This is a genomic window from Amycolatopsis sp. CB00013 (assembly GCF_001905755.1).
GTDB lineage: Bacteria > Actinomycetota > Actinomycetes > Mycobacteriales > Pseudonocardiaceae > Amycolatopsis > Amycolatopsis japonica.
On record NZ_LIWC01000005.1, the window covers coordinates 690,689 to 716,188 of the forward strand.

The following is a 25,500-nucleotide window of genomic DNA, read 5'->3' on the forward strand; positions in this document are numbered from 1 at the left end:
CTGGTGGGCGGCGCCAACCGGTGGTTGTGTCTGGTATCCAAGACACGCACGGTGGGAGCAAGGGACCTTTGCTACCACGGGTCGCCGCCGGGATGGGGGTGTGTGGATATAGGGACGTTGAGTGTCCCTATATCCACACACCCCCTACCCCGCGTAGCGACGACTACCGACTGTGTGGATTTTGGTGCGTTGGATGACCCGAAATCCACACGGTCACCGCTCCCACCTGCGAAAAGGGAGCAAGGGACCTTTGCTACCACTCGTCTCGACATTGAGAGAAGTGGTAGCAAAGGCCCCTTGCTCCCCCGCCGCACGAACAGCCGCACGAACAGCCGCACGAAAACGAAGGAGGCCGACCATGGGCGAGAGCAGCGAAGTACCAGCCCTCCGACGCGGCCTCGGCATCCTCCGCGCCCTCGCCGCGCGGCCCGGCCCGGTGTCGGCGGCCGCGATCGCGCGCGAACTCGGTCTCCCGCGGTCGACGACATATCACCTGCTCGCCGAACTGGAAGCCGCCGGTTTCGTGACGCACCTGCCCGCCGAGCGCCGCTACGGCCTCGGCATCGCCGCGTTCGAACTCGGGTCGGCCTACCTGCGGCACGACCCGCTGGAACGACTCGCGGTCCCGCTGCTGCGCAAACTCGCCGACCGCGTCGGCCACACCGCACATCTGGGCGTGCTGCACGGCAACGAGTCGCTCTACCTGGTCAAAGAGCGCCCCACACGCCCGGAAACCTTGGTGACCGAGGTCGGCGTCCGGCTCCCGGGCCAGCTCACGGCGTCGGGCAGGGCGATCCTGCGGCATCTGCCCTCACCGCATGTGCGCGCGCTCTTCCCGGCCGCGTCGGCGTTCGTCCTGCGCACCGGTCGCGGCCCGCGCACCCTCGCCGAACTGCGCCGCACGCTGAACGCGGAGGGCAGGCTCGGGTGGGCGGTCGAAGACGGTCACGTCACCGAAGGATTCGCCTCGGTGGCCTGCCCGGTCTTCGACCACGGCGGCCGGCCGATGGCCGCGATCAGCGTGACCCTCCGCCACCTCTGCCCAGGGGCCGAGGGGTGTGAGGAGACTTGGCCCGATCTCGCCGACGAGGTCCGTCCGACCGCGGCCGAATTGACCACCCGGATCGGGGGTCAGGTGCGCTGAGCGTGCTTCTTCTGGACTCCCTCGAGTCCGAGCATCGCCAGCAGTTCCGCGCAGTCGATGGCGTCCGAGGCGTGCCCTGCGACGGTTCGAGCGGCTCTGCCGTTCTGCAGGGTGAGGCGGACTTCTTCCTCCGCGCGCACACCGGCCATCCGGCTCTGGTCTTCAGCGGGGTCGGGACGACTGGAATGCCTGGCCCAGGTCATCTGCCACCTTCTTCCGGCCCTCCGGCGACACGGGGTCGTTTCGAAAGAGAGCCATGGTCGGACACACAGCATGACACTTCACGGAACAAGATCGCCATTGCGGGTGAATCGAGATGAAATCGACCTTGCTACAGCTACTCTCCGTGATTCAGAAATCCTTCCAAAAGCTCATTGAACGGCGCACCCGTGTCGGGCACCAAATGCCCCATCCCCCGCACGATTTCCCGGCGGGCGCCGACCCCGTCCGCGATCGCGTCGGCGACGATCTCGTACTCCGGCCGGTGGCCGCCGGTGACCACGAGCGTCGGGAAACCCGCTTCGGCCAGCGCAGCGAGCGGTAAGTCCGCGTCACCCGGCGGCCGCATCCCGACCAGCGCACGGGCACCGCGCCGCAGCGTCTCCGGCACAGGGTCCGGGATGGGCAGCGGCACACCCGCGAGCGGGAAGAACGCCTTGAACACCTCGCGAGGATCGTCGAGCGGCCCGTCGAGAAATCGCCGCAATTCGGCGTCCCACGCGTCGACGACCTCGTCACCGCGGACGATCCCCGCTGCGGGCGGTTCGACCACGGTGAGCGTCCGGACCATCTCCGGCCGCCGCGCGGCCGACAGCATCGCGACGATCGCGCCGTAGGACAGCCCGACCAGATGCGCGGGCTCGTCGAGCACCTGCTCCGCGATCAACTCGGAGTCGACCTCGAAATCCTGTACGCCGTCCGGTGATTTCCCGTGACCGACTCGGTCCGGCGCGAGCAAGGTCCACCGCTCGGTCAGCGGGCGCTGAGCCCGCCACGCCTCGCGGCCGCCGAGCAGGACGCCGTGCACGAGAACGACACGCGGTCCGGATCCCCACTGATGCACATGAAGGCGCATGGTCACGAGGCTATTACCCGGAAGCGGGCCAGCCTATGTCCCTAAGTGCACACCTGCCGCGTACAAGGAAGCGGCCCCACCCCTGAGGGGTAGGGCCGCTTCGTCGAAACGGTGGAGGTGCCGGGAATTGAACCCGGGTCCTCTGGCGAATCATCAGGGCTTCTCCGTGCGCAGTCCGCTATGTCTCTACTTGGCCCCTTCAGTCACGCGAACAAGCTGAAGTGACGAGCCCAGCCACTGTTTGATTCCCAACCACACTCCGTAGCCGAGTGTGACGGTAAGCCTCCTAGCTGATGCCGGTGACCGGGTCGGAGGCGACCCCGGACCGACAGAGTTGCTCTACTGCTTAGGCAGCAAGAGCGAACTCGCGCTGGCTCTTAGGCTCGGCGCTTATTGGTTTGCGATGACGCTTACGGTGGTCTCTCGCCTGCACCGGCACGCTTCTCCTGATTCAACGTCCAAAGTCGAAACCGTTCACCCCCTTGGTGGGACACAACCTGTACATCATAACGCGGGCGGCAACCGGGTTAATCCCGCAGGTGGGGCTAGCCCTACCTGGGAGATGCCCGCGAGCACCATGTCAGCGGACGTCCCCGCGCGCGATGCTTGACTCCTCGAACAGGAGAGGAGCACGACCATGAGTTCGCTGGCGGCCGAGCGGGAGCTGAGCAGGTCCGATCCGTCGTTCGGCGGCTCGCTGGTCTACCTGCTGATGAACCTGCCGATGGGCGTCCTGGCCTTCGCGCTCTTGATGTCCTTCATCTCGGCGGGCATCGGCACCGCGGTCGTCTGGATCGGGTTGCCCATCCTCGCGCTGGTGATCCTGACGGTCCGCGGCGCGGCCCGGATGGAGCGCGCCAGGGTGTACGCACTGCTCGACCGCTACATCGACCTGCCGTACCTCCCGCTGCCCGTCGCCGGCCAGTCCGTGCGCTGGAAGGCACGCCTGAAGGACGGCTCGACCTGGCGCGACCTCGGCTACTTCTTCCTGCTGTTCCCGCTCGGGATCGTCGAGTTCGTCCTGGTCACCGCGTTCTGGGCGACCAGTCTCGGCCTCGCCGGGCTGCCGATCTACTACCGCTTCCTGCCCGGCGGCGAGTACCGCTTCCCGGCCTGGGACAACGCGTGGTTCACCGTCGATTCGACGGTCTCCGCGCTGCCTTGGGCGGCGCTCGGAGTGCTCTGCATCGCTCTCTCGGTAGCGTTGACGAAGGCGCTGGCCGGGATGCATGCCCGGCTCGCGGCGGCGTTGCTCGGGCCGACCTACGCCCAGCGCCGCCGTCTGGAAAATTCTTGGGGCGAGGTTCACGGATGACGATCGACCAGCAGGTACAGCAGGTGGGGATCCCGCGGCCGCGGCCGATGCGAACGATCGCCTACATGTTCGTCAGCTTCTTCTTCCGGCTGCTCCAGTTCATCCTCATCGTCGTCGGGCTGGCGGTCGGCATCGCGACCGCGGTGGTGTGGATCGGCTTCCCGATCCTGATGGCCACGACCAGCTTCATCCGCTGGTCCGCCGACCGGGAGCGGGGCTGGGCGCGGACGATGCTCGAAACCCCACTGGAGCCGGTCGAGCGGCTCCCCCTCGAAGGACTTTCGCTGGTCAAGCGCTGGCTGACCCGCCTGACCGACGCGACGACCTGGCGTGACCTCGCCTACCTCATGGCGGCGTTCCCGCTGGCCTGCCTGGAGCTGCCGATCGCGATCGCGTCGATCGTGCTGCTGCCGATGGCGATCTGGGTGACCCCGTGGGTCGGGTGGCTGCACGGCAACCTGGCGTACTCGCTGCTCGGCCCGAACCGCGCCGCGAAACTGGAACAGAAGGCCGAGCGTCTGCAGGCGTCGCGGGCTCGCGGTGTCGACGCCGCCGAGGCCGAACGCCGCCGCATCGAGCGTGACCTGCACGACGGCGCCCAGCAGCGGCTGGTCGCCGTCGCGATGAGCCTCGGCCGCGCGAAGTCGAAGTTCGACCAGGACCCGAACGCCGTGCGCGAACTGATCGACGAGGCGCACCTCGACGCCAAGCTCGCGGTGTCGGAACTGCGCGATCTCGCCCGCGGGATCTACCCGGCCGTCCTCGGCGACCGCGGTCTCGACGCCGCCTTGTCCGCGCAGGCCGCGAAATCGCCGATCCACGTCGACGTCGAGGTGGACGTCGAGCCGCGACCGCCGGCCGCGGTCGAGACGACGGCCTACTTCATCGTCGGCGAGACGCTGACCAACATCGCGAAGCATTCGGGCGCGACCGAAGCGGGCGTGAAGGTGTGGCGCACCGAGTCGATGGTCATCGTCGAGATCACCGACAACGGGCACGGCGGCGCCGAAGTCCGGCCAGGTGGCGGCCTCGCCGGGCTCGCCGACCGCGCGGCCACGATCGACGGCGTGATCACCGTCGTCAGCCCGCCCGGTGGCCCGACGGTGATTCGCGCGGACCTGCCGTGCCAATGGTGACCCGCTCGTGAGTGAATAGGCTCTGCCATTCACTCACGACGCTGGGGGCAGCATGCGGGTTGTCATCGCCGAAGACGCGGTTCTGTTGCGCGCGGGGGTGATCCGACTGCTCGCCGACGAGGACATCGAGACGGTCGCCGCCGTGGACAACGGCGACGACCTGCTGGTCGCGGTCAAGGAGCACCGGCCGGACCTCGCGATCGTCGACGTCCGCATGCCACCCACCTTCACCGACGAGGGCTTGCGTGCGGCGCTGGGCGCCCGTGAGGCCGTTCCCGGTCTTCCGGTTCTCGTGCTTTCCCAGTACGTCGAAGAGAGCTACGCCGTCGAGCTGCTGTCCGGTGGCGCGGGCGGAGTCGGTTACCTGCTCAAGGAACGCGTCGCCGACGTCGGGGACTTCCTCGACGCGGTCAAGCGCGTCGCCGGCGGCGGCACGGCCATCGATCCGGACGTCATCGCGCAGCTCATGGCGCGGGGCCGCAAGAACCCGCTCGACGCGCTCACCGCCCGCGAGTCCGAGGTGCTGGGGCTGATGGCGCAGGGCCTGTCGAACACCGCGATCGCGAACTCGCTCGTCGTCTCGCACGGCGCGGTCGAGAAGCACATCGGCAACATCTTCTCGAAGCTCGGTCTCGAAGCGAGCTCGGTGGAGCACCGCCGGGTCCGCGCGGTGCTCACTTACTTAGGACGCTGAAGTAGCTCTTGGTGGCGAAGCCGTCACTCACCTAACATGGGCAGACTGTTGGTGAGGGAACGAGCCGAGCCGAGGAGGCCCCATGACCGACCGGACCTCCCGCAGCGTCCGCTTCTTCGGCGGGCCGCTCGACGGCCGTGTCCAGGAACTCGGTGACACGGAACCGATCGTGGGCACCGTCCTCAAACACGTCCATCTCCACGACGGGCCCAAAATCGAAACCCGGTACGAACTCGGCCGCGCCGAAGACGACTGCTGGGAGTTCCGGCTGTGCGCCGCCCCGCTCCCGGAGCCCGAGACCGACGGCGTGGGGTAGGGAAAACTCCACCTTCCGGGGGCGAAAACCCCGAAGATCGATACGGCGGCCCGCACCACTGTTTTCGCGGCCCCGAAGCACCAGGCTCTTTTCCATGCACACAAGCGGGAAACAGGGCCGGGACAGGTTCCTGGACATCGTCCGAGCGGTCGCGATCCTCGCGGTCGTCGTCCAGCACTGGGGTATGCCGGTGCTCTCCTACGCCGACGGCCGTCTCGCCACCGGGAACGCCCTCGCGACGCCCGGCTGGTGGATCATCACCTGGCTCAGCCAGGTCATGCCGCTCGTCTTCTTCGCCGGCGGCGCGGCGAACCTGATCTCGTTGAGCCGCGCGGAAAGCTCTCGCTCCTGGCTCGCGGCCCGTCTCAAGCGGCTGATGATCCCGGTGCTGCCGCTGGTGGCCGTCTGGCTGTTCGTCCCGGACATCCTGCGCGGCATGGGCGTTCCGGAGCAGCCGTTGCAGGTCGGCGGCGCGATCGCCGCCCAGTTGCTGTGGTTCCTCGCCGTGTACGTGCTCACCGTGCTGCTCACCCCGATGCTGGCCGCGGCACATCGCCGCTGGGGCCTGAAGGTCCCGCTCGTGATGCTCGCCGCCGCCGTACTCGTGGACGTCGCCCGCTTCAACGACCTCGGCCTGATCGGTTTCGCGAACGCCGTCTTCGTCTGGATGGCCGTGCACCAGCTCGGTTTCCACTACACGCAAGGACGTCTCGGATCGTTGAGCCGCAACGCCGCGCTGGGCATGTCCGCCGCCGGATTCGGCATCACCGCGCTGATGGTCGCCTTCGGCCCGTACCCGGCGAGCATGATCGGCATGCCGGGCGCCCCGGTGTCGAACATGAGCCCGCCGACCGCGCTGCTGGCCTTCCTCGCGATCGGCCAGATCGGGCTCCTGCTGGCCTTCAAGCCCCAGCTGAACGCCTTGGCCGCCCGGCCGAACCTCGACGCCGCCCTGAAGTGGATCGGCCCGCGGTTCATGAGCGTCTACCTGTGGCACATGCCGGCGCTGATCGTCGTCTCCGGTGTCGCGGTCTACGGCCTCGGTTACGAAACCCCCGAACCGGGTTCCGTGCTGTGGCTGACGATGCTCCCGGCCTGGCTCGGCGCCTGCGGGCTCGTGCTCCTCGGCCTGCTGCGGATGTTCGCCCGCTTCGAAACGCAGGGTTCCGGCCCCGCGTCGACCGCGCACACGCCTCAGCTCGTGGTGGCCGGACTGGCGATCGCCGGCGGGCTGCTCGGCCTCGCAGCGCACGGTTTCGCCCCGCTGAGCGATGGTCTGGCGCAGGGCCCGGCGCCGTGGGTGGCGCTGGCGACGGGCGGATTCCTGCTGGCGGGCAAGCAGATCCCGGTCTCGGAGCTGGGGACGCGGCTACTCGGCCGCGCCGTGTCGGTCACCGAGGTGGCACAGCTCAAACGCTGAGCAGTTTCGCGGGGGTGTCGTGCAGCACCGCCCGCAAGAACGGCTCACCCAGGCGATCGTCGGCTGCCCAGCCGGCGATCGCCTGCAGCTGTGTGGCGTACGAGTACGGGATGTTGGGGAAGTCGGTGCCGAACACGACGCGGTCGGGGAATTCCGCCAGGAGGTCCTGCCAGTCCGGCGGGAGCGGGTTGCCGTGCGAAGTGAACTCCACCCCGACCATCGTGGTGTCGAGGTACACGCGCGGATACTTCCCGGCCAGCTCGAAGGCGAAATCGATCTCCGGCATGCCGGCGTGCGCGAGCACCAGCGTCAGACTGGGATGCCGCACCAGGATCTCTTCGAACAGCCGTAGCCCGGTGTAGGCGCCCCTCAACGGACCGTGTCCACAGTGGACGACCACCGGGACGCCCGCGTCCGCCAGCGCGCCCCAGACGTCGTCGAGGAGCTCGTCACGCGGGTCGTAGGCGCCGATCTGGACGTGCGCCTTGAAACACCGGGCGCCCGCGCGCAGCGCACCGTCCACAACGGACAGCGCGCCGGGCTCGGGGTAGAACGTGCCGGTCGGCACCGCCTCCGGGACGCGTTCCGCGAACTCCAGCGCCCACGACGTCAGCCATGCGGCCATACCCGGCTTGTGCGGATAGACCAGCGGCGCGAACCTGCGCACGCCGAACGAGCGCAGGGTTTCGACGCGTTCTTCCTCCGACGTGCGGTAAAGCACCGGCCAGGCCATGCCGTAGTGCTCCTCGGCCTGGTCGAAATAGGCCCACACCTTGTCCATGACGGGCTTCGGCAGGAAATGCAGGTGAAGGTCCACGAGCCCGTCGATGCCCAGCGCCGAGATCCAGCCGGGGATCTCGGCGTCCGACGCGGGCCCGTGGATCAATCGTTGTACCGGCCCTTGAGCGCCCGGCCCATGGCCCGGCTGATGGTGCGCTCCGCGTCCCGCTTGGCGATGTCCTGCCGCTTGTCGTAGGACTTCTTGCCCTTCGCCAACGCGATCTCGACCTTGACCTTGCCGTCCTTGAAGTACATCGACAGCGGGACCAGCGAAAGACCGCTCTCCTTGGTCTTGCCGATGAGCTTCTCGATCTCCTGGCGGTGCAGCAACAGTTTCCGGGTGCGCCGCGGCGTGTGGTTCGTCCACGTGCCCTGCACGTACTCCGGGATGTGCACGTTGCGGAGCCAGACCTCGCCGTCGTCCACCGTGGCGAACGCGTCGGCCAGCGATGCCCGTCCTTCACGCAGGCTCTTCACCTCGGTACCGACGAGCACGAGACCGGCTTCGTAGGTGTCGAGGATGGAGTAATCGTGGCGAGCCTTGCGGTTCGACACGATCACCTTGTGTCCACGTTCCTTGGGCATAGCGGCGACTCTACGTGAGTTTCTGTGTTCGGGCAGGTGGTTATCGGGGCGGCTAGTGGCGCACGTACAGGCGCAGCGTCACGTAGCCGGTGATCGCCGAAATGACGATCGAAACGGCGAGCAGGATCGGCGCCACCGGGAACAGCAATTCGAGCATGCCGACCGCGGGGAACACGTCACCCGTGAGCACCAAGTCGAGCAACAGCACCTTGGTGAGCACCAGGAAGACGATACCGATGATGGCACCGACCAGGCCGGCGACCACCGCCTCCAGGAGGAACGGCAGCTGCGTGTACCAGCGGGTCGCACCGACCAGCCGCATGATGCCGACCTCGGTGCGCCGGGTGAACGCCGACACCTGGATCGTGTTGGCGATCAGCAGCAGCGCGGCGATGGCCATGATCAGCGCGGCGCCGAAGGCCAGGTTCCGCACACCGTTGAGCGCGTTGAACACGCGGTCCAGCGCCTTCTGCTGGTCGTCGACCTTGGAGACGCCGGGCTTGCCGGTGTACTCCTGGATGATCGCCTGGCTGCGCTCGGGGTTCTTCAGCTTGACGTGGAGCGACGCGGGCAGCGCCTCCGGCCCGGTGAGCGCGAGCAGTTCCGGCTGGCTCTCGAACATCTTCTTGAACCGCTCGTAGGACTGCTCGCGGTTCTCGAAGACGACCGACTCGACGCCTTCGTTGCCCTGCAGCTCCTGACGCAGCGTCTGGCAGGCGGACTGCGAGCAGTTCGGGTCACCCGCGCTGATGTCGTTGACCAGATAGACCGAAACCTCGACGTCGGCGAGGAAGTTGGCCTTCATCTTGTCGATCGTGCCGACGGCCAGGAGACCGAAGCCGAGCATGGCGAGGGAGACCGCGGTGGTGAGGATCATCGCGATGGTCATCGTGACGTTCCGGCGCAAGCCGGTGACTACCTCGCTGAAGACGAAACTGGCGCGCATCGGGGTTGATGTCCCTTGGAAGTCGTGGGTTACGGAGGAGGGCGGGGCCGGTCAGCGGCCGATGCCGTAGACGCCTCGGGCGTCGTCACGGATGACCTTGCCGAGCTGGAGCTCGACGACCCTTCGCCGCATCGAGTCCACGATCGAATGGTCGTGGGTGGCCATCAGCACCGTCGTGCCGGTGCGGTTGATCCGCTCCAGCAGCAACATGATGTCCTGGCTGGTGTCGGGGTCCAGGTTCCCGGTCGGCTCGTCGGCGAGCAGCACGAGCGGGCGGTTCACGAACGCGCGGGCGATCGCGACGCGCTGCTGCTCACCACCGGAGAGTTCGTTGGGGAGCCGGTCGGCCTTGCCGTCGAGGCCGACGAGTTCGAGCACCTCGGGCACGACCTTGCGGATCGTGGGGCGCGGCTTGCCGATGACTTCGAGCGCGAAGGCGACGTTCTCGGCGACGGTCTTGTTCGACAGCAGACGGAAGTCCTGGAAGACGCAGCCGATGGTCTGCCGCAGCCGCGGCACCCGGCGACGGGCGAGCTTGGCGACGTCGAAGTTGGAGACCATGACGCGACCCTTGCTCGGCACCTCTTCGCGCAGCAGGAGACGCAGGAAGGTCGACTTCCCGGATCCCGAAGGACCGATCAGGAAGACGAACTCGCCTTTGTCGATCTCGACCGACACCCGCTCAAGGGCGGGACGGGTCGAGGTCTTGTAGACCTTGGAAACCTCTTCGAGCCGGATCACGGTTCGGCATACTACCCATGCCCGCCGTTAAGCCCGGGTAGCCCGGTCCCGGCGGCCGAGCGAGCAAGGGACCTTTGCTATCACTCTCTTTCGGAAAGTGGTAGCAAAGGTCCCTTGCTCTCTCACGCAGGGTTGTTACGCGGCTCCGGACTGCTTGCGCCAGCGGATGCCGGCCTCCAGGAAGCCGTCGATCTCGCCGTCGAGCACGGACGACGGGTTGCCGACCTCGAACTCGGTCCGCAGGTCCTTGACCATCTGGTACGGGTGCAGCACGTAGGAGCGCATCTGGTTGCCCCAGCTGGAGCCGCCGTCCTTGAGCGCGTCCATCTCGGCGCGCTCCTCCTCCTTCTTACGCTGCAGCAGCCGCGCCTGGAGCACCTTCATCGCGGCCGCCTTGTTCTGCAGCTGCGACTTTTCGTTCTGACACGAAACGACCACGCCGGTCGGGATGTGCGTGATCCGCACCGCCGAGTCCGTCGTGTTCACGCTCTGCCCGCCCGGGCCGGACGACCGGTACACGTCGACGCGGATGTCCTTCTCGGGGATGTCGACGTGGTCGACCTCCTCGACCTCGGGCATCACCTCGACGTGCGCGAAGGAGGTCTGGCGACGGCTCTGGTTGTCGAACGGCGAGATGCGCACCAGCCGGTGCGTGCCCTGCTCGACCGAGAGCGTGCCGTAGACGTACGGGGCGCTCACCTTGAAGGTGGCGGACTTGATGCCCGCTTCTTCGGCGTAGGAGATGTCGTAGACGTCCGTCGGGTAGTTGTGGCGCTCCGCCCACCGCAGGTACATCCGGAGCAGCATCTCGGCCCAGTCGGCGGCGTCGACACCGCCCGCTTCGGACCGGATGGTGACCACGGCGTTCCGCGGGTCGTATTCACCCGACAGCAGGGTGCGGACCTCGAGCCCGTCGATGTCCTTGGTGAGCGCCGTGAGCTCGGACTCGGACTCGGCCACACTGGCGGAGTCGCCCTCGGCCTCGGCCAGTTCATAGAGGACGCCCAGGTCGTCGAGCCGCTGCCGCAGCTCGGAAATGCGTCGCAGCTCACTCTGCCGGTGGGACAACTGGCTGGTGACCTTCTGCGCCGCTTCGGGGTCGTCCCAGAGGTTCGGGCTGGATGCCTGTTCCTCCAGCTCGGCCACCTGGGCACGCAGCGCATCCAGGTCCATCACCGACTCGATCTGCGTCAGCTTGCCGGCCAGGTCCTTCAGTGCCGCATCGAACTCATCACTCACGTCGGCCAAGGTTACGGCAAAACCCACGACCGGTTGCGGGGAACCGGCCGTGGGCACCTGTCCGGGTCAGGACTGGGGGATGGAATCCAGCAGTTTCAGTGCGGCTTTGGCCTGCGCCTGAGCGAACTCGGCGACCGCTTTGGCGTACGGGCCGTCGGCGGCCTTGGTGGCGGCCTTGGCCTCGTCGAGCTGCTGCGTGTAGCTCGCGCGGGCCGATTCGAGCAGGGTCGCGCGCTGCTTCACCGTCAACGAACCGGCGTGCACGAGACGGAGGATCAGCGGGCTGCGGAGGTGGTCAGGACCGGCTTCGGAGGACAGCCACGTCTTGAACGCCTTCTTGCCCGCCGCGGTGATGAGGTACTGCTGGCTCGACCGCGGGCCCTGCTTGCCGAGGCGGACGAGGCCCTCCTTCGACAAGGCGGGGAGCTCCCGGTACACCTGGCTGCGAGTCACGCTGAAGAAGGCGCCGAAACGCTCACCCGCCCCCGCGACCAGTTGCCCGCCCGTGGCGGGACCGTCGTGGAGAAGACCGAGCAGTGCGGCGGCTGTTGCATTCAATTCGGACACGTCCTCTACGGTCCCACTTTTCGGAACCTGTGTCCACTGTGGTCAACACATCTGTCCATTGTGGCTAGTGATATGCGCTCATTCGGCCCAACGCACTACGCCTGTCCACAATGGACCGAACACGCTACGCAACCGGCCTTCGCCACGGACAGCGGTACGCGTCCCCCGCCCCGACCAACAACGGGGAGTGATCGCCCCGGAGGGCACACGGACGACGGAACCGGAAAACGAAGAAGCGCGGATCTGCGATTTCCGCAGATCCGCGCTTCGTTTTCACAGTAGCGGGGACAGGATTTGAACCTGCGACCTCTGGGTTATGAGCCCAGCGAGCTACCGAGCTGCTCCACCCCGCGTCGTTGTGTTAATAGATTACACGGGGCCCGGACCGGGTTTCACGGGGGTGCCCTTAACTTCTCAAAAGGCCTTTGACCTGCCTTTATGGCGCGACTTTGTCATCCAGCCAAGCGAAGGCGCCGTTGAGCACCATGGTCAGCCCGTCGCCGAACCTGCCTTCGACGTCCTCGTCGAAGACCCACGCGGTGGGCGTCACGTCGTAACGCGGGTCCCGTTCGCCCGGAACCGGATAAACGGCCTGTTCTTCGATGGTGAAACCGATGACATAGGTGTAGACGGTGAACAACGCTCGTCCGGCCAGGTACGGTTCGAGCCCCGCGTCGACCCGCCCCTGCAGCGGATTGTCACCGAGCAGGCTGTCGTCGGTCAGGAAAGTCCCGGCGAAGACCTTCGCGCCGTCACGGTAAGCGAGCATCATCCGGCGCAAAGCCCGTGCCGCCAGCTCGAGAGACTCCCGTTCCCCCATACCTTCCGGCACACGACCCGGCATCGCGTCCGCGTACATCCGCGTCGCCATCTCGTCGAGCAGCTCCTGTTTGTTCTTCATGTGCCAGTACAACGCGGGCGCCTTGACCCCGAGCTCCTCCGCGATCAGGCGGAGCGTCAGCCCGTTGAGCCCGACGTCATTGAGCAGCCGAAGCCCGGCGCGGGCGATGTCCTGCCTGGTCAGACCCACTTTCATCCCTCTTTCCAGCGGAAGCGCCTTGACAATTTAACAATGTTAAGGGCACGCTGGGCGTCGGTCAATTTAACGTCGTTAAGGAGTGGTATGAACAACCTGGGGACGGACGTGGTCGTGGCCGGCGCCGGGCCGACGGGGCTGATGCTTGCCCACGAACTCGCGCTCGCCGGTGTCGATGTCGTGGTTCTGGAACGGCTTCACGAGCGCACCGGACTGTCGAAGGCGCTGAACCTGCAGCCGCGCACGGCGGAAATCCTGCAGCTGCGCGGACTTCTGGACGGCGCCGAGGAACGTTCATTCGCGACAGTGCGAGACGGACATTTCGCGATGATCCCGGTCGGCTACGACGGCTGGGACACTCGTTTCCCTTTCCAGCTGGGGATTCCGCAGGCACAGGTGGAGGAGTACCTGGAGGAACGGCTTGCCGCACAAGGAACGAAGGTGATCCGAGGCGCCGAAGTAATCGATTTCGTGCAGGACAAGGACTCTGTCTCTGTCCGGTACCGAACAGACAGCGGCGAGAACGTGCTGTATGCGAAGTTCCTCGTCGGCTGCGACGGCGCTCGAAGTGTTGTACGCAAAGGACTCGGCGTGGACTTTCCCGGAGTGGACGGTGAAGGTTTCGGCGTGGTCGCGGACGTCCTGTTCGACAGAATCCCTGACGGCGTGCAAAAACAGTGGCGAACGATGCGGAACACCGGCGAGCCGACCGGTGCGACCACGTTCAAAGGCCTGATTCCGTTGGGAGAACCGGGTCTCTACCGCTTCGTGTACGGCGACAGGGCCTCGCGGCCTGCGGACCTCCGGGCCGCCGTCTCCCACGACGAAGTCCGGCGCGCCCTGCTGGACTCGTACGGTGAGACAGCGACGGTGTCGGAAATCCGGTGGGCGTCACAGTTCTCCGACGCCGCGCGGCAGGCGGAGCACTACCGCGCCGGGCGGGTGCTGCTGGCGGGCGATGCCGCGCACATCCATTTCCCGGCCGGCGGCCAGGGGCTGAACCTGGGCGTGCAGGACGCGATGAACCTGGGATGGAAGCTCGCCGCGACAGTGCGCGGCTGGGCGGGCGACGACCTGCTCGACACCTACGAGGCCGAGCGGCACCCTGTCGGCGCTCAAGTGCTGCACAACGTCGCCGCTCAACTGGGGCTGACTCCGCGGTCTCATTCGTCTCGCGCGCTTCGCGCCGTTTTCGCCGACCTGGCCGCGCTGCCCGAGGTGAGCAAGCACCTGTCGGGCATGGTCTCGGGCCTGGGAATCCGCTACACGACCCACGGGACCGCGCATCCCGCGCTCGGCTCGCGGCTGACCGATGAGGACGTCGCGACCGAAGAGGGCCCACTGCGCCCCAGCACGCTCTTCCGCGACGGCGCCTTCGTGCTCCTGACGACCACCCCGGCCCACATCGACGCCGCCCGGGCCCATGCCCGCTCGCCGCGCCTGACCACCCAGCTGGTCATGTCCCTGCCGTGGCCCGCCACTGAAGCCGTCCTGTACCGCCCCGATGGCTATGCCTGCTGGACCGCCCCCGCCCCCACGCGGTAGCAAAGGTCCCCCGCTCCCCACCTGGTAGCAAAGGTCCCCCGCTACCTCGGGCACCTAAGCGACCGACTCACCTCGGGGGTCCAGGGGGCGGAGCCCTCCTGGCGGGGGTCCGGGGGTTCGACCCCCGGGACAAATGCGAAGGAGGCCCGTATCTGCGTTTTCCGCAGACACGGGCCTCCAACCTCTGTAGCGGGGACAGGATTTGAACCTGCGACCTCTGGGTTATGAGCCCAGCGAGCTACCGAGCTGCTCCACCCCGCGTCGTGACACCTACCTTACGCCTGCGTTTCGAGCAGGCGCAAAGCAGGTGCCCTTTAGGTAAGCGACGTCACCCTCCGGGCTGGCCGGAGGTCGGGGGCGCACCGGACGCCGGCGGGTTGGCCTTGGCCGACTCGTAGGCCTTCGAAGCGGCTTCGAGTGCGGCCAGGGCGGCACCCTGGTCGGCGTAGTTGCCGGATTGCTGGGCGGCGCGGAACTTGACCCAGGCGTCGTGCATGTCGCCCGCGGCCTTGTCGAGCGCCGGGTTGCCGGTGGCCGGCGGCTGCGGCGTCGTGGTGCCGGGGGGCGGTGTGGTCGTTCCGGGCGTGCCTCCTGTCTGCGGCGGCGTGACCCCGGAACCCGTGCCCGGCCCGAAGACCTGATCCAGGGCTTCGTTGAGCGTCGGCGCGAAACCGATCTTGGTGCCATAGGAGACCAAGACCCGGGCCAGCTGCGGATAGCTCAGCTGGTTCCGCTGCCGGATGTAGACCGGTTCCACGTAGAGGAAGCCGTTCGCGACAGGCAGGGTGATCAGGTTTCCGTACGTGACGGTGACGTTCGGGTTGTTGAACAGGGTCCGGTCCTGCGCGACCCGTGGGTCACTTTGGAATCTGTTCTGGACCTGGACGGGACCGTCCACCTGGGTCGAGCCGCTGGCGCCGGTCGGCAGTCTCAGGACGCGCATCTTCCCGTAGTCCTCGGGATCCGAGGACACCGACATCCACGCCGCCAGGTACTGCCGTTGGAGACCGGTCAGTGAACTGGTGAGCTGGAATCGCGATTTGTTGTCTCCCGGCGCGGTGGCCAGGACGTAGTAGCCGGGCTGGTTCGCGACACCGGAAGCGGACGCGTTCACGCCACCTTCCTGCGTCGGGTCCTGCGGAACGCTCCAGAAGGCCTGCTGCGCGTAGAACTCCGCCGGGTTGTTCACGTGGTACTTCGACAGGAGTTCTCGCTGCACCTTGAAGAGATCTTCGGGGTAGCGGAAGTGCGACCGCAGGTCCGGTGAGATCTCGCTGCTCGGCTTGACCAGGCCCGGGAAGACGTTCTTCCAGGCGTTCAGCACCGGCTCGTTGTCCTCGACCCCGTACAGGGTCACGGTGCCGTCGAACGCGTCGACGGTGGCCTTGACCGAGTTGCGGATGTAGTTGAGCGAGGAGTTCGCCTGGCGGGTGGTGCCGCTGAGCGAGTCGTTGGTCGCCTGGCCGAGCTGGGTCTGCTGGGCGTACGGGAAGTTGTTCATCGTGGTGTAGCCGTCGACGATCCAGATGATCTTGCCGTTGACGACCGCCGGATACGGGTCACCGTCGAGGGTCAGCCACGGGGCGACCTTGGCGACGCGGTCCCGCGGCTCGCGGTTGAACATGATCTTGGATCCGTCGCCGATGGCGTCGGAGAAGAGGATGTTCCGCTCGCCGTACTCGGCGGCGAAGACGAGCCGGTTGAACCAGTTGTCGATCGGCACGCCGCCGGAGCCCTTGTAGATGTAGCCGCGGTCGACGGCGGTGTCGTACTCGCCGGGCGCCTGTCCCGCCTTGCCGCCGACGATCGCGTACGCGGCGTCGGTCGCCAGCTCGCCGTAGTAGATGCGAGGCTCGTCCACCTTGATGCCCGGCTTGTTCGGGTCGGTCGAGCCGGCGCCCGTCGGGTTCTGGGTGTCGCTGGTGGTGGCGATCGGGTAACCGCCGTCGGAGTTGGCGTCCTTCAGCGCGCGGTCGATCGTGTTGGCCGGCGCGGCGACGAAGCCGTTTCCGTGCGTGTAGACGAGGTGCTTGTTGATCCAGTTCGTCTGGTTGCCGGTCAGGCCCTCGGTCTTGATCTCCTTGGCCGCGACGATGTAGTCCTGCGTGACCCCGTTGAGGGTGTAGCGGTCGATGTCCAGCTTCGACGGGAAGCCGTAGAAGTTCTCACGGCCGACGCGCTGAGTGAAGGTGTCGCTGAGGATGTTCGGGTCGAGGAGGCGGATGTTCGGAACGGTCCCCTTGTCCGCCTTGATCTCCGCGGAGGTCGCCTCGGACTTTCCGGTGTAGTCCTTGTACTCGACGTTGGTGAGGCCGAACGCCTGGCGGGTCGCGTCCATGTTGCGCTGGATCGACGCGGACTCCTTCTCGTTCGCGTTGGGACGCACCGAGAACTGGTCGAGCACGGCGGGCCACGCGACGCCGACGAGCACGTTCGACAGGATCAGCAGCACCAGTGCGATCGCGGGAAGCTGCAGGTTGCGCAGGAACGCGCCGGCGAAGAAGGCGACGGCACAGATCACCGAGATGCACAGAAGGATCAGCTTCGCGGGCAGGACCGCGTTCAGGTCGGTGTAGGTCGCACCGATGAAGAGCGGCGCCCCCCTGTCGGAGAGCAGCAGGTTGTAGCGATCGAAGAAGTACTCGACCGCCTTCAGCAGCACGAAGATGCCGATGGTGATGGCGAGCTGGGCACGGGTCGGGCCGGCGAGCTGGCCGCCCTTACCCGCGAGCCGGATGCCACCGAAGATGTAATGGGAGATCAACGCGCCGAAGAACGCGATGACGACGGAGATGAACAGCCAGCCCAGGAGCCAGTTGTAGAACGGCAGGTCGAAGGCGTAGAAGCCGACGTCGTTGCCGAATTCGGGATCGGTCTGCCCGAAGCGCGTGCCGTTCAGGAACAGCTGCACGACCTGCCAGTCGCTCTGCGCGGACGCGCCGGCGATGAGCCCGGTGAGCACCGGGATGCCGATGCCGAAAAGCCGGATCCGGCCGACGATCGCCGATCGATAGCGCGCGAGCGGGTCGTCGTTGCCGGAAATCGGCACGAAGACGGGCCTCGACCGGTACGCGATCATCAAACTGATCGCGAGCGAGCCTCCCACCAGGAGCCCGACGGCGAAGAACAAGACGACACGGGTGATCAACACCGTGCTGAAGACCGTCCGGGCGCCGACCTCGCCGAACCACAACCAGTCGACATAGGTGTCCAGCAGTCTCGCGCCCAGCAGCAGGGCCAGGATGACTACGGCGGCGATGATGAGCAGGATCCGGCTGCGCCGGGACAGCTTCGGCAGGCTCACGGGGGGCCGAGTGGCCACTGCACACGCTCCTGGTTTGGTGAACTTTTCGCAGGGACGCGCGTACCGCGTGCGGCCCCTGATGCTCTAACTCTACGGATGCCGTCGGAAGTTCCCGGAACCCGCCCAAACCGGACTCGGGACGCCGCTGTCCCGGCCGCCTGGAACGATGTGGCAATGGCACCGAGTGAGCAGCAGGGCGTGGCCGGCCTGGCCCGCGAAGTCGAGGAGTTCGTCGCCTCCGGAGGATGGGATCAGCCGCCGCAGTTGTTCGCGCTGGTCCCGACCGCGGCGCTGCTGGACGAGCAGCCCGAACTGGCCGGACAGCTCGATCCGTCGGCCCCGCTGACGCCGGTCGCACAGGAGTCGCTGCCGGATGGCGACCTCGGTGAAGCGCTGGCGCAGATCGCGTGGCCCGATCTGGTTCTGGGCTGCGCGCTCGCGCAAGAGATCATCGTGCTGCCGCCGGACGCCGAAGCCGAGCTTCCCGTCGTGCCCGAGACCGATGCCGACCGCCTGCGTCAGGCGGCCGCCGACCACCCTCGCCGGACCGAGGCCCGGCTCGTCGCGGCCGTCCTGCGGGATGGTGCCGGAGCCTGCGTCATGCGGCTTCGCGGCGCGGGGAAGGCAGAAGAGCCCGGCGACGTCCCTGTCGACGAGATCATCGAGAACCCGGAGCTGGCGCCCAACCTGCTGGAAGCCCTGAAGGCGACTCTGCTCCCCTGACCTGCGGAAAGAGAGCAAGGGACCTTTGCTACCACCCGGCCCGAGACGCACACCGGGCGATAGCAAAGGTCCCTTGCTCTCTTCAGCCAGGCCCGCGGGGTGGTAGCAAAGGTCCCTTGCTCCCCCGGCGGTCAGCAGGAGGCGGTGGGCCGTCCCGCCTTGAGGTTCTCGAGCTGCGCGATCGCTTCGTCGAGCGTCGAAACCTTGATCAGGTTTAGGCCATCGGGCGCGGCGGTCTTCGCCTCGGCGCAGTTGTGCGCGGGCACGAGAAAGTCGGTCGCGCCGGCCTCGCGGGCACCGACCACCTTGAACGAGATGCCGCCGATCGCGCCGACGGCTCCCTTCTCCGAGATCTCGCCCGTTCCGGCGATGTGCCTGCCACCGGCGAGGTCGCCGGGCTCCATCTTGTCGACGATCGCGAGCGCGAACATCAGGCCCGCCGACGGGCCGCCGACATCCTGCAGCGAGATCTTCACGTCGAAGGGAACGTCCGCGCGGTCCACCGCGGTCAGGCCCATGAAGCCTTCCGGCCCGTCGGGCCGCTGCGCGAGCGTGAGCGGCACGGTGCGTTCGGCCTGCCCGTCGGATTTGAAAGTGATCTGGACGGTCTGCCCGGGCTTCGTCCCGTTCAGAGCGGCCCGCACATCGGTCGCTTCCTTGACCGTCGCCCCGTTGACCACCAGCAGCCGGTCCCCCGGGGCGAGCACCTTGTCCGCGGGGCTGCCGGAGACGATCGTTTTCGCGAGCACCTTCACCGGGAACTTGCGCCGCAGCGCGGCGACCTGAGCGGCGGTCTGCGAGTCTTGCAGCTGCTGGATGTTCTCCTGGCGGACCTGCTCGTTGGTCTCGCCGGGTTTGAAGTACTCCTCGCGCGGCGCCAGCGCGTACCGGCCACTCGCCCAGAGCCCGAGAGCGTTGAACAGCGTGATGCCGCCATCGCGCAGGGAGACCGTCGTCATCCGCAGTTCGCCGGAGGTCTGGAAGATCTCGTGCCCGTTGACCTGGATCACGGACTGCCCGGCGGCATCCTTGCCGAGCGTGTCGTAGGTCGGGCCGGGACTGATCGCCACATACGGCACCGGGATGAAGAACCCGACCAGCGCGAAGGCGACGAACAACGCGCCGCTGACCAGCAGCGTCCAGCCGCGCCGGGTCAGCCGCCGTTCGGAGCGGTCCTGGTCACCCGCGGAGCCCGAACGGCTCCGCGCTCCTGTGGTCTCCTCCGAGGGCTCTGTCACGCGTGACAGCGTACGGTGACTGTGTTCGCTTCTCGGTGAAGGCCACGCTCATCACTCCACTTGACGAGCTGTGAATCCCAGGACCCGCGTACGGTGGTGCCATGAGCAAACCCCCGTTCGGCTTCGGACCGCCCGATCCCGACAAACGAGGCGAGAACGAGCCGTCGGATTCCGGCGGCCAGCCCTCCGGCGCCGAGGCCTTCAATCAGCTCGGTCAGATGCTCAGCCAGCTGGGCCAGATGCTCAGCCAGGCCGGCAGCTCGACCGGGCCGGTCAACTACGACCTGGCGAAACAGATCGCGTTGCAAAACCTCAGCAGCAGCGACAGCGGTGACGTCAAGCTCGGCTTTTCGTCGTCCAGTGGTGGTGACTCGAGCACGGCTGTCCGTGACGCCGCCCATCTGGCCGAGCTGTGGCTCGACGCCGCGACGATCCTGCCCGCCGGAGCCACCTCGACCGTCGCATGGTCCGCGCGCACCTGGGTCGAGAAGACCCTGCCGACCTGGCAGCGCCTCTGCGACCCCGTCGCCCAGCAGGTTTCGGGCGCGTGGGTCCAGGCCCTGCCCGACGAGGCCAAGCAGGCCGCCGGCCCCCTGCTCTCGATGATGGGGCAGATGGGCGGGATGGCCTTCGGCTCCCAGCTCGGCAACGCCTTGGCTCAGTTGGCTTCCGAAGTGCTCACCTCCACCGAGGTCGGCCTTCCGCTGGGTCCCGCGGCCACCTCCGCGCTGCTGCCGGCCAACATCGAGAAGTTCACCGAGGGCCTGGAGCTGCCGACCAGCGAGGTGCTGGTCTTCATCGCCGCACGCGAGGCCGCCCACCAGCGGCTGTTCGCCCACGTGCCCTGGCTGCGGCAGCGACTGCTGGCCACGGTCGAGGAGTTCGCGAACGGCATCTCCGTCGACACGTCGGCGCTCGAGCAGCTCGCGGGCCGGATCGATCCGTCGAACCCGGCCAGCATCGAAGAGGCCATGTCGTCCGGCCTGCTCGAGCCGCAGACCTCGCCCGAGCAGAAGGCGGCGCTGAACCGCCTGGAGACCCTGCTCGCGCTGGTCGAAGGCTGGGTCGACGTCGTGGTCGCCGAGGCCATCGGCGACCGGCTGCCGGGCGCGGACGCGCTCCGGGAGACGCTGCGCCGCCGCCGGGCCACCGGTGGTCCCGCCGAGCAGACCTTCGCCACCTTGGTCGGGCTCGAACTCCGGCCCAGGCGGATGCGGGCGGCTTCCTCGTTGTGGAAGCTCGTCGGCGACCAGCACGGCATCGAGAAGCGGGATGGCCTCTGGTCCCACCCCGACCTGATGCCGACCGCCGAAGACCTCGACGAGCCGCTCGACTTCTCCGAACGCCTCGGCGATGGCGAGTCGACGCTCGAAGGCATCGACCCGATCGCCGAGATCGAACGCGCCGAGCGCGAGAAGAACAAGCCCAAGGGCGACGAAGACGAGAGCTGAGGCACGTCAGTCCTCCGCCGCGATGCCCCAACCGGCGGCGGAGGACAGGCCCTCCAGGTAGCCGATGGCGCGTTCGGTCTTGGGATAACGGCGTACGAGCTCCCAGAACGCCGCGTTGTGCCCTGGTTCCTTCAAATGCGCGAGTTCGTGCACGAGGACGTAGTCCAGCACCCATCCCGGCACCCGGCGCAGACGATCACTGACCCTGATCGTCGCGTCGACCGGCGTGCAGGACGCCCACCTCGTCCTCATCGGCGGGACCCAGCGAACGCTCGCGGGTATCGCCTTTCCGTCCAGATACTTCGCCGAGAGCACGGCGCAGCGCGCCAGCAGCGCCTCGTCGGAGGCCTTCGGCGGCGCGGCCTGCCGCGGGCCCTTGCGCAGCAGCTTGCGCTGCATCTCGGCAACCCAGTGCTTCTCCTCGGCCCGGGTCATCCGGGCAGGGATCAGCACGACGAGGGTGTCCTCGTCCCAGTACGCGGTGACGGTCCGGTGACGGCGTTGGCTACGCCGTACCTCGACCTTGTGTTCGGGAGTGTCCGACGGATTCGTCGTGTCCCGGCCCCTCAACGAGGGCGTCCGTGCTTCGACCACTCGACCACGGTAAGGCCAGTCACCGACAACTCCGAGGGCCGAAAGGTCACAGCCCCCAGTTGTCCACAACGGGGCCAACCTGTGGATAACTCGCGTTCTTTCGGACGGCGGGACGGCGGGCGGGTGCGATCCTGCGATCATGAACCTGCGCGAACCTGATCTGCGATCGATCATCCTTCCCGCCTTCCCCACCCTGCTTCCCGGCCTGGATGTGCTGGAACGGGGCAACGGCGAGATCCAGATCGGCCTCGACCCGGCACACGCCGTGGTGGTCGCCGGCGTCGCCACCGAGGTGGCCGAAGCCGTCCGCGGGCTGGACGGAAAGCGGGCCGCGGACGACATCGTGCTCGCGCAGAGCGAACACGACGAACAGCTGCGGGACCTGATGACGGACCTGACGGCCCGAGGACTCCTGACCGATGCGGGGCACTCCGACGGGTATCCCAGACCGAGAACGGAAACAGGGCTCTGGTCGCTACGAGCCCGCCACCATCAGGCGGCCATGACCGCACGCCGCAAGCGCACCGCGGTGGCGATCCACGGCGACGGCAGGCTGGCCGCGGCCCTCGCCGTCCTGCTCGCCAAAGGCGGCGTCGGGCATATCGACGTCCGGGCTTCGGGCGTCGTCGGTGAGGGCGACCTCGGCTCGGGTTACACCGAAGCCGAGATCGGCATGCCACGCCGGGACGCACTGGCCCAGGTGGTGCACCGTGCGGGCACGGACATCGCGACCACCAGGCTCTACTCGGATCGCCGGCCGGAACTCGTCCTGCTCACCGACGCCGTCGTACCGGCTCCCGAGCTGGTCGAGGGGCTCGTCCGCGACGGGGTCAATCACCTGCCGGTGCGCGTCCGGGACGGGATCGGCATCGTCGGGCCGCTCGTGGTGCCCGGACGCAGCAGTTGCCTGCGCTGCGCCGATCTCCACCGCGCCGGCCGCGACGACTCCTGGCCGAGGGTGGCGAGCCAGCTCGCGGGCCGGGTGCAACAGCCGGACCTCGGCGCCGTCCACGCTTGCGCCGCGCTGGCCGCCGCACAGGCCCTCCGGCTTCTGTCCCCCGGCGACCAGGCTCCGCCCGCCTGGAACGCGACACTGGAGATCGACTTCTTCGACGGCACGATCCGGCACCGCGACTGGCCGCCGCACACCGGATGCGGATGCGGTGCCCGGTGATACGGCGAGCGATGTAGCCCACACACACTCCCTCAACAGGCTGCGCGGGCGCAGTGAATCAAGGCAGAATCGCGAAGGTGACCGACTCCCGCAACGCCGAGGACCGTGACGCCGCCATCCCCCGGAACGGGGCCGCGCGAACGGCGAAGCTGGCCAGTATCCCCCTCGGCATAGCGGGACGGGCGGTCGGCGGCTGGGGCAGGCGGCTGACCGGGCAGAGCGCCGAAGAGGTCAACGCGACCCTGTCGGCCAAGGCGGCGGAGCAGCTTTTCGAGGTCCTCGGCACGCTCAAAGGCGGCGCGATGAAGTTCGGCCAGGCGCTGAGCGTCTTCGAGGCCGCGGTGCCGGACGAGATGGCGAAGCCCTATCGCGAGGCCCTGACGAAGCTTCAGGCGGCCGCGCCGCCCATGCCCACCCGGCAGACCCATCGGGTCCTCGCCGAGCAGCTGGGGCGCACCTGGCGGCAGCGATTCGCCGCCTTCGACGACGAGCCCGCCGCGTCCGCGAGCATCGGCCAGGTCCACCGTGCGACCTGGCACGACGGTCGCGAAGTCGCCGTCAAGGTGCAGTACCCGGGAGCCGACGACGCCTTGCGGAGCGACCTTCGGCAACTCCAGCGTTTCAGCAGGTTGTTCCAGGCCTTCGTGCCGGGGACCGAGGTGAAACCGCTCCTGGCGGAACTCGCCGAACGGATGAACGAAGAGCTCGATTACCAGGCGGAAGCCCAGAATCAGCGTGATTTCGTGAAGGCGTTCGAAGGTGTCCCCGGGTTCCTGATCCCCCGCGTGGTCGCCAGCGCGCCGAAGGTCGTCGTCACGGAGTGGGCCACCGGTACCCCGCTCTCGAAGATCATCGCCGGCGGCGACAAGGTGACACGGGACCGCGCCGGCCGCCTGCTCACCGAGTTCCACTACTCGTCCCCTGAACGAGCCCGGCTCCTGCATTCGGATCCTCACCCCGGCAACTTCATGCTGACCGCCGACGGCAACCTGTGCGTCATCGACTTCGGCGGGGTGTCCCGGCTGCCCGAGGGGATTCCGCAGCACCTCGGCGAGATGACCCGGCTGGCGCTCGACGGCGAATCCGCGAAACTGATGCGGCTACTCAGGGAGTCCGGCTTCATCCGGGCCGACGCGGACCTGCGGGCCGACGACGTACTCGCCTACCTGGCCCCGTTCACGGAACCGCTGGCGGGCGACACATTCCACTTCACTCGCCGCTGGATGCAGCGACAGGCGGGCCGGGTCGGCGACACCCGCGGCCGGGATTTCCGGATCGGCCGCTCCCTCAACCTCCCGCCCGAGTACCTGATGATCCACCGGGTGACCGCCGGATCGACCGGGATCCTCTGCCAGCTCGACGCCGAGATCCCCGCCCGCGCGATCGTCGAACGCTGGCAGCCGGGCTTCGCGGCCTGAGAAGTTATCCACAGGGAACGTTGCGACTGAGCCGAAAACGGGCACTCTCGGGCGAGTTGTCCACAAGTTGGCGGAAGCGGTTCCACCCGGTCGGCCCAGCGGTCATCCTCGATTCATGACCACTACACGAAGCGCCCGACTCATGGCGCTCAGTAACACCAGCGAGTCAGGGATCATCACCAGCCGCGAGCTGCGCAAAGCGGGCGTCACCGCGCGCTACGCCGCGAAGCTCTGTGGCCCTGGCGGCCCTTGGCGACGGCTGTTGCCGGGTGTGATCCTGTTGCGCGACGCCGCGCCCACCCGCCTTCAGCTGCTGCAAGCCGCTGTCGCGCGGTTCGGTCCGGACGTGGTGGTGACGGGCGCCGACGCGCTACGCGCACGAGGCGTCGACTGCCCGGTCACACGGGAGGTCCATCTCCTTGTCCCCGACTACCGGCGCGTTCCGGCGGAGCCCGGCATGCTGCCGCGAAGAACCACACGGATGCCGCCGCCGACCTTGATCGGCGGTGTTCCGTTCGCCCCGCCGGCCAGGGCCGCGCTCGATCTGGCCCGGCTGGAGCTCGACCCCTCGCGAATAGACGAGCTGATCGCGCTGCCGCTGTATTGGGGTCTGTGCACGCTCGAGGAGCTCAGCGAGGAGCTCGATTCCGGCAACCGACGGGGTTCAGCCGCGGTGCGGGCGGCCTTGCGGCGCGTCGATCCCGAAGAGACGTACGCGCATGGGCTGGCGAAGAAGGTCCTCAGCGGCTGCCCGCTGCCTTCGCCGTCGTGGAACACGACGCTCTGCGACCGACGAGGGCGCCCCATCGGCACCGCCGATGCCTGGTGGGACGACATCGGCATGGCGTGGCAGTTCCGAGCTCCGAAACAAGGCGCCGCCAATTTCCATCCTCTGGCGCTGACCGCGACCGGGACCGTGCTGGTCCGCTGCACCATCGACCAGCTGAAGAAGGTTCCGATGGAGGTCGCGGCAGAGCTCGTCAGGGCGTTCGCCGAAGCGGCGCGGACACCGAGACCGAAGGTTCGCACGATCGGCCGGATCGACGCCGCCTGAGTGAT

General features: G+C 67.7%; 24 protein-coding genes, 2 tRNA genes and 1 other RNA gene. 12 read left to right on the forward strand and 15 right to left on the reverse strand.

The annotated features are described in order from the left end of the window. Positions 1-358 precede the first annotated feature (358 nt). Positions 359-1,144: an IclR family transcriptional regulator gene (locus AMK34_RS33200; RefSeq protein WP_073847970.1), complete on the forward strand. Its 786-nt coding sequence runs from the start codon at positions 359-361 to the stop codon at positions 1,142-1,144. Here AMK34_RS33200 and AMK34_RS42865 read toward each other — a convergent pair. The 3 genes from AMK34_RS42865 to ssrA form a co-directional block, all read right to left on the reverse strand. After that, positions 1,132-1,347: a hypothetical protein gene (locus AMK34_RS42865; RefSeq protein WP_037345970.1), complete on the reverse strand. Its 216-nt coding sequence runs from the start codon at positions 1,345-1,347 to the stop codon at positions 1,132-1,134. The genes AMK34_RS33200 and AMK34_RS42865 overlap by 13 nt on opposite strands. Before the next feature lie 134 nt (positions 1,348-1,481). Continuing rightward, positions 1,482-2,219 (reverse strand): alpha/beta fold hydrolase, encoded by a 738-nt coding sequence (locus AMK34_RS33205; RefSeq protein ID WP_073848028.1) that lies wholly within the window; start codon positions 2,217-2,219, stop codon positions 1,482-1,484. Between the two features lie 109 nt (positions 2,220-2,328). Next, positions 2,329-2,701: a transfer-messenger RNA gene (ssrA, locus tag AMK34_RS33210) on the reverse strand. 155 nt (positions 2,702-2,856) lie between these two features. Between ssrA and AMK34_RS33215 the strand changes: the two genes are divergently transcribed. The 5 genes from AMK34_RS33215 (at position 2,857) to AMK34_RS33235 (ending at position 7,100) form a co-directional block, all read left to right on the forward strand. After that, positions 2,857-3,534 carry a sensor domain-containing protein gene (locus AMK34_RS33215; protein ID WP_073847971.1) on the forward strand — a complete coding sequence of 226 codons (678 nt, stop codon included), beginning with the start codon at positions 2,857-2,859 and terminating at the stop codon, positions 3,532-3,534. Beyond that, entirely contained in the window at positions 3,531-4,670 is a 1,140-nt protein-coding gene (locus AMK34_RS33220) for a sensor histidine kinase (protein ID WP_038518746.1), read from the forward strand. Before AMK34_RS33215 ends, AMK34_RS33220 begins: the two co-directional genes overlap by 4 nt. Positions 4,671-4,722: 52 nt before the next feature. After that, positions 4,723-5,364, forward strand: coding sequence for a response regulator transcription factor (locus AMK34_RS33225; protein WP_038518748.1), 642 nt, complete (start codon positions 4,723-4,725; stop codon positions 5,362-5,364). Positions 5,365-5,446: 82 nt separating this feature from the next. After that, complete coding sequence (locus AMK34_RS33230) at positions 5,447-5,680, forward strand: hypothetical protein (RefSeq protein ID WP_038518749.1); 234 nt, start codon at positions 5,447-5,449, stop codon at positions 5,678-5,680. A 94-nt stretch (positions 5,681-5,774) separates the two neighbouring features. After that, a complete protein-coding gene (locus tag AMK34_RS33235) occupies positions 5,775-7,100 on the forward strand; it encodes an acyltransferase family protein (protein ID WP_038518751.1) in 1,326 nt (441 codons plus the stop codon). On the opposite strand, the gene AMK34_RS33240 is transcribed toward AMK34_RS33235, so the two are convergent. From AMK34_RS33240 to AMK34_RS33275, 8 genes are all read right to left on the reverse strand, one after another. Next, the gene (locus AMK34_RS33240; RefSeq protein ID WP_073847972.1) at positions 7,090-7,986 is read right to left on the reverse strand and encodes an amidohydrolase family protein; all 897 of its coding nucleotides are present in this window, start codon (positions 7,984-7,986) and stop codon (positions 7,090-7,092) included. The two genes, AMK34_RS33235 and AMK34_RS33240, sit on opposite strands and share 11 nt — an antisense overlap. Then, a complete protein-coding gene (gene smpB / locus AMK34_RS33245) occupies positions 7,983-8,465 on the reverse strand; it encodes an SsrA-binding protein SmpB (protein ID WP_038518755.1) in 483 nt (160 codons plus the stop codon). Before smpB ends, AMK34_RS33240 begins: the two co-directional genes overlap by 4 nt. Positions 8,466-8,517: 52 nt before the next feature. After that, positions 8,518-9,411 (reverse strand): permease-like cell division protein FtsX, encoded by an 894-nt coding sequence (gene ftsX, locus AMK34_RS33250; protein ID WP_038518756.1) that lies wholly within the window; start codon positions 9,409-9,411, stop codon positions 8,518-8,520. Positions 9,412-9,462: 51 nt separating this feature from the next. Beyond that, positions 9,463-10,152, reverse strand: coding sequence for a cell division ATP-binding protein FtsE (ftsE, locus tag AMK34_RS33255; RefSeq protein WP_005168409.1), 690 nt, complete (start codon positions 10,150-10,152; stop codon positions 9,463-9,465). A 135-nt stretch (positions 10,153-10,287) separates the two neighbouring features. Beyond that, positions 10,288-11,391 carry a peptide chain release factor 2 gene (prfB, locus tag AMK34_RS33260; RefSeq protein WP_037345950.1) on the reverse strand — a complete coding sequence of 368 codons (1,104 nt, stop codon included), beginning with the start codon at positions 11,389-11,391 and terminating at the stop codon, positions 10,288-10,290. A 66-nt stretch (positions 11,392-11,457) separates the two neighbouring features. Next, on the reverse strand, positions 11,458-11,958 hold the full coding sequence (locus AMK34_RS33265; RefSeq protein WP_016331641.1) for a PadR family transcriptional regulator: 501 nt from the start codon (positions 11,956-11,958) through the stop codon (positions 11,458-11,460). A 279-nt stretch (positions 11,959-12,237) separates the two neighbouring features. Continuing rightward, positions 12,238-12,311, reverse strand: a tRNA-Met gene (locus AMK34_RS33270). Between the two features lie 83 nt (positions 12,312-12,394). Further along, the gene (locus tag AMK34_RS33275) at positions 12,395-12,988 is read right to left on the reverse strand and encodes a TetR family transcriptional regulator (protein ID WP_073848029.1); all 594 of its coding nucleotides are present in this window, start codon (positions 12,986-12,988) and stop codon (positions 12,395-12,397) included. Between the two features lie 93 nt (positions 12,989-13,081). Between AMK34_RS33275 and AMK34_RS33280 the strand changes: the two genes are divergently transcribed. Further along, positions 13,082-14,539 (forward strand): FAD-dependent monooxygenase, encoded by a 1,458-nt coding sequence (locus AMK34_RS33280; protein ID WP_073847973.1) that lies wholly within the window; start codon positions 13,082-13,084, stop codon positions 14,537-14,539. A 187-nt stretch (positions 14,540-14,726) separates the two neighbouring features. Here AMK34_RS33280 and AMK34_RS33285 read toward each other — a convergent pair. Continuing rightward, positions 14,727-14,800, reverse strand: a tRNA-Met gene (locus tag AMK34_RS33285). 67 nt (positions 14,801-14,867) lie between these two features. Then, positions 14,868-17,861: a UPF0182 family protein gene (locus AMK34_RS33290; RefSeq protein ID WP_038518766.1), complete on the reverse strand. Its 2,994-nt coding sequence runs from the start codon at positions 17,859-17,861 to the stop codon at positions 14,868-14,870. Positions 17,862-18,017: 156 nt separating this feature from the next. Here AMK34_RS33290 and AMK34_RS33295 point away from each other — a divergent pair, with 156 nt between their 5' ends. After that, entirely contained in the window at positions 18,018-18,566 is a 549-nt protein-coding gene (locus AMK34_RS33295) for a PPA1309 family protein (protein WP_073847974.1), read from the forward strand. Positions 18,567-18,697: 131 nt separating this feature from the next. Here the strand turns inward: AMK34_RS33295 and AMK34_RS33300 are convergent, their stop codons facing one another. Next, a complete protein-coding gene (locus AMK34_RS33300) occupies positions 18,698-19,702 on the reverse strand; it encodes a YlbL family protein (RefSeq protein ID WP_179948475.1) in 1,005 nt (334 codons plus the stop codon). Between the two features lie 203 nt (positions 19,703-19,905). Here AMK34_RS33300 and AMK34_RS33305 point away from each other — a divergent pair, with 203 nt between their 5' ends. Continuing rightward, positions 19,906-21,255, forward strand: coding sequence for a zinc-dependent metalloprotease (locus AMK34_RS33305; RefSeq protein WP_073847975.1), 1,350 nt, complete (start codon positions 19,906-19,908; stop codon positions 21,253-21,255). A 6-nt stretch (positions 21,256-21,261) separates the two neighbouring features. On the opposite strand, the gene AMK34_RS33310 is transcribed toward AMK34_RS33305, so the two are convergent. Continuing rightward, positions 21,262-21,825 carry a M48 metallopeptidase family protein gene (locus tag AMK34_RS33310; protein WP_016331633.1) on the reverse strand — a complete coding sequence of 188 codons (564 nt, stop codon included), beginning with the start codon at positions 21,823-21,825 and terminating at the stop codon, positions 21,262-21,264. 163 nt (positions 21,826-21,988) lie between these two features. Here AMK34_RS33310 and AMK34_RS33315 point away from each other — a divergent pair, with 163 nt between their 5' ends. From AMK34_RS33315 to AMK34_RS33325, 3 genes are all read left to right on the forward strand, one after another. Then, entirely contained in the window at positions 21,989-23,023 is a 1,035-nt protein-coding gene (locus AMK34_RS33315) for a hypothetical protein (protein ID WP_038518773.1), read from the forward strand. A gap of 77 nt (positions 23,024-23,100) precedes the next feature. Further along, complete coding sequence (locus AMK34_RS33320; protein ID WP_073847976.1) at positions 23,101-24,441, forward strand: ABC1 kinase family protein; 1,341 nt, start codon at positions 23,101-23,103, stop codon at positions 24,439-24,441. Positions 24,442-24,583: 142 nt separating this feature from the next. Further along, on the forward strand, positions 24,584-25,495 hold the full coding sequence (locus tag AMK34_RS33325) for a hypothetical protein (RefSeq protein WP_073847977.1): 912 nt from the start codon (positions 24,584-24,586) through the stop codon (positions 25,493-25,495). Positions 25,496-25,500 lie beyond the last annotated feature (5 nt).

What these genes read in the sequence shown, in the direction of transcription:
- AMK34_RS33200 (WP_073847970.1), top strand. Translation starts at nt 359, where the DNA reads ATGGGCGAGAGCAGCGAAGTACCAGCCCTCCGACGCGGCCTCGGCATC.
- AMK34_RS42865 (WP_037345970.1), bottom strand. Translation starts at nt 1,347, where the DNA reads ATGACCTGGGCCAGGCATTCCAGTCGTCCCGACCCCGCTGAAGACCAG.
- AMK34_RS33205 (WP_073848028.1), bottom strand. Translation starts at nt 2,219, where the DNA reads ATGCGCCTTCATGTGCATCAGTGGGGATCCGGACCGCGTGTCGTTCTC.
- AMK34_RS33215 (WP_073847971.1), top strand. Translation starts at nt 2,857, where the DNA reads ATGAGTTCGCTGGCGGCCGAGCGGGAGCTGAGCAGGTCCGATCCGTCG.
- AMK34_RS33220 (WP_038518746.1), top strand. Translation starts at nt 3,531, where the DNA reads ATGACGATCGACCAGCAGGTACAGCAGGTGGGGATCCCGCGGCCGCGG.
- AMK34_RS33225 (WP_038518748.1), top strand. Translation starts at nt 4,723, where the DNA reads ATGCGGGTTGTCATCGCCGAAGACGCGGTTCTGTTGCGCGCGGGGGTG.
- AMK34_RS33230 (WP_038518749.1), top strand. Translation starts at nt 5,447, where the DNA reads ATGACCGACCGGACCTCCCGCAGCGTCCGCTTCTTCGGCGGGCCGCTC.
- AMK34_RS33235 (WP_038518751.1), top strand. Translation starts at nt 5,775, where the DNA reads ATGCACACAAGCGGGAAACAGGGCCGGGACAGGTTCCTGGACATCGTC.
- smpB (WP_038518755.1), bottom strand. Translation starts at nt 8,465, where the DNA reads ATGCCCAAGGAACGTGGACACAAGGTGATCGTGTCGAACCGCAAGGCT.
- ftsX (WP_038518756.1), bottom strand. Translation starts at nt 9,411, where the DNA reads ATGCGCGCCAGTTTCGTCTTCAGCGAGGTAGTCACCGGCTTGCGCCGG.
- AMK34_RS33280 (WP_073847973.1), top strand. Translation starts at nt 13,082, where the DNA reads ATGAACAACCTGGGGACGGACGTGGTCGTGGCCGGCGCCGGGCCGACG.
- AMK34_RS33295 (WP_073847974.1), top strand. Translation starts at nt 18,018, where the DNA reads ATGGCACCGAGTGAGCAGCAGGGCGTGGCCGGCCTGGCCCGCGAAGTC.
- AMK34_RS33305 (WP_073847975.1), top strand. Translation starts at nt 19,906, where the DNA reads ATGAGCAAACCCCCGTTCGGCTTCGGACCGCCCGATCCCGACAAACGA.
- AMK34_RS33315 (WP_038518773.1), top strand. Translation starts at nt 21,989, where the DNA reads ATGAACCTGCGCGAACCTGATCTGCGATCGATCATCCTTCCCGCCTTC.
- AMK34_RS33325 (WP_073847977.1), top strand. Translation starts at nt 24,584, where the DNA reads ATGGCGCTCAGTAACACCAGCGAGTCAGGGATCATCACCAGCCGCGAG.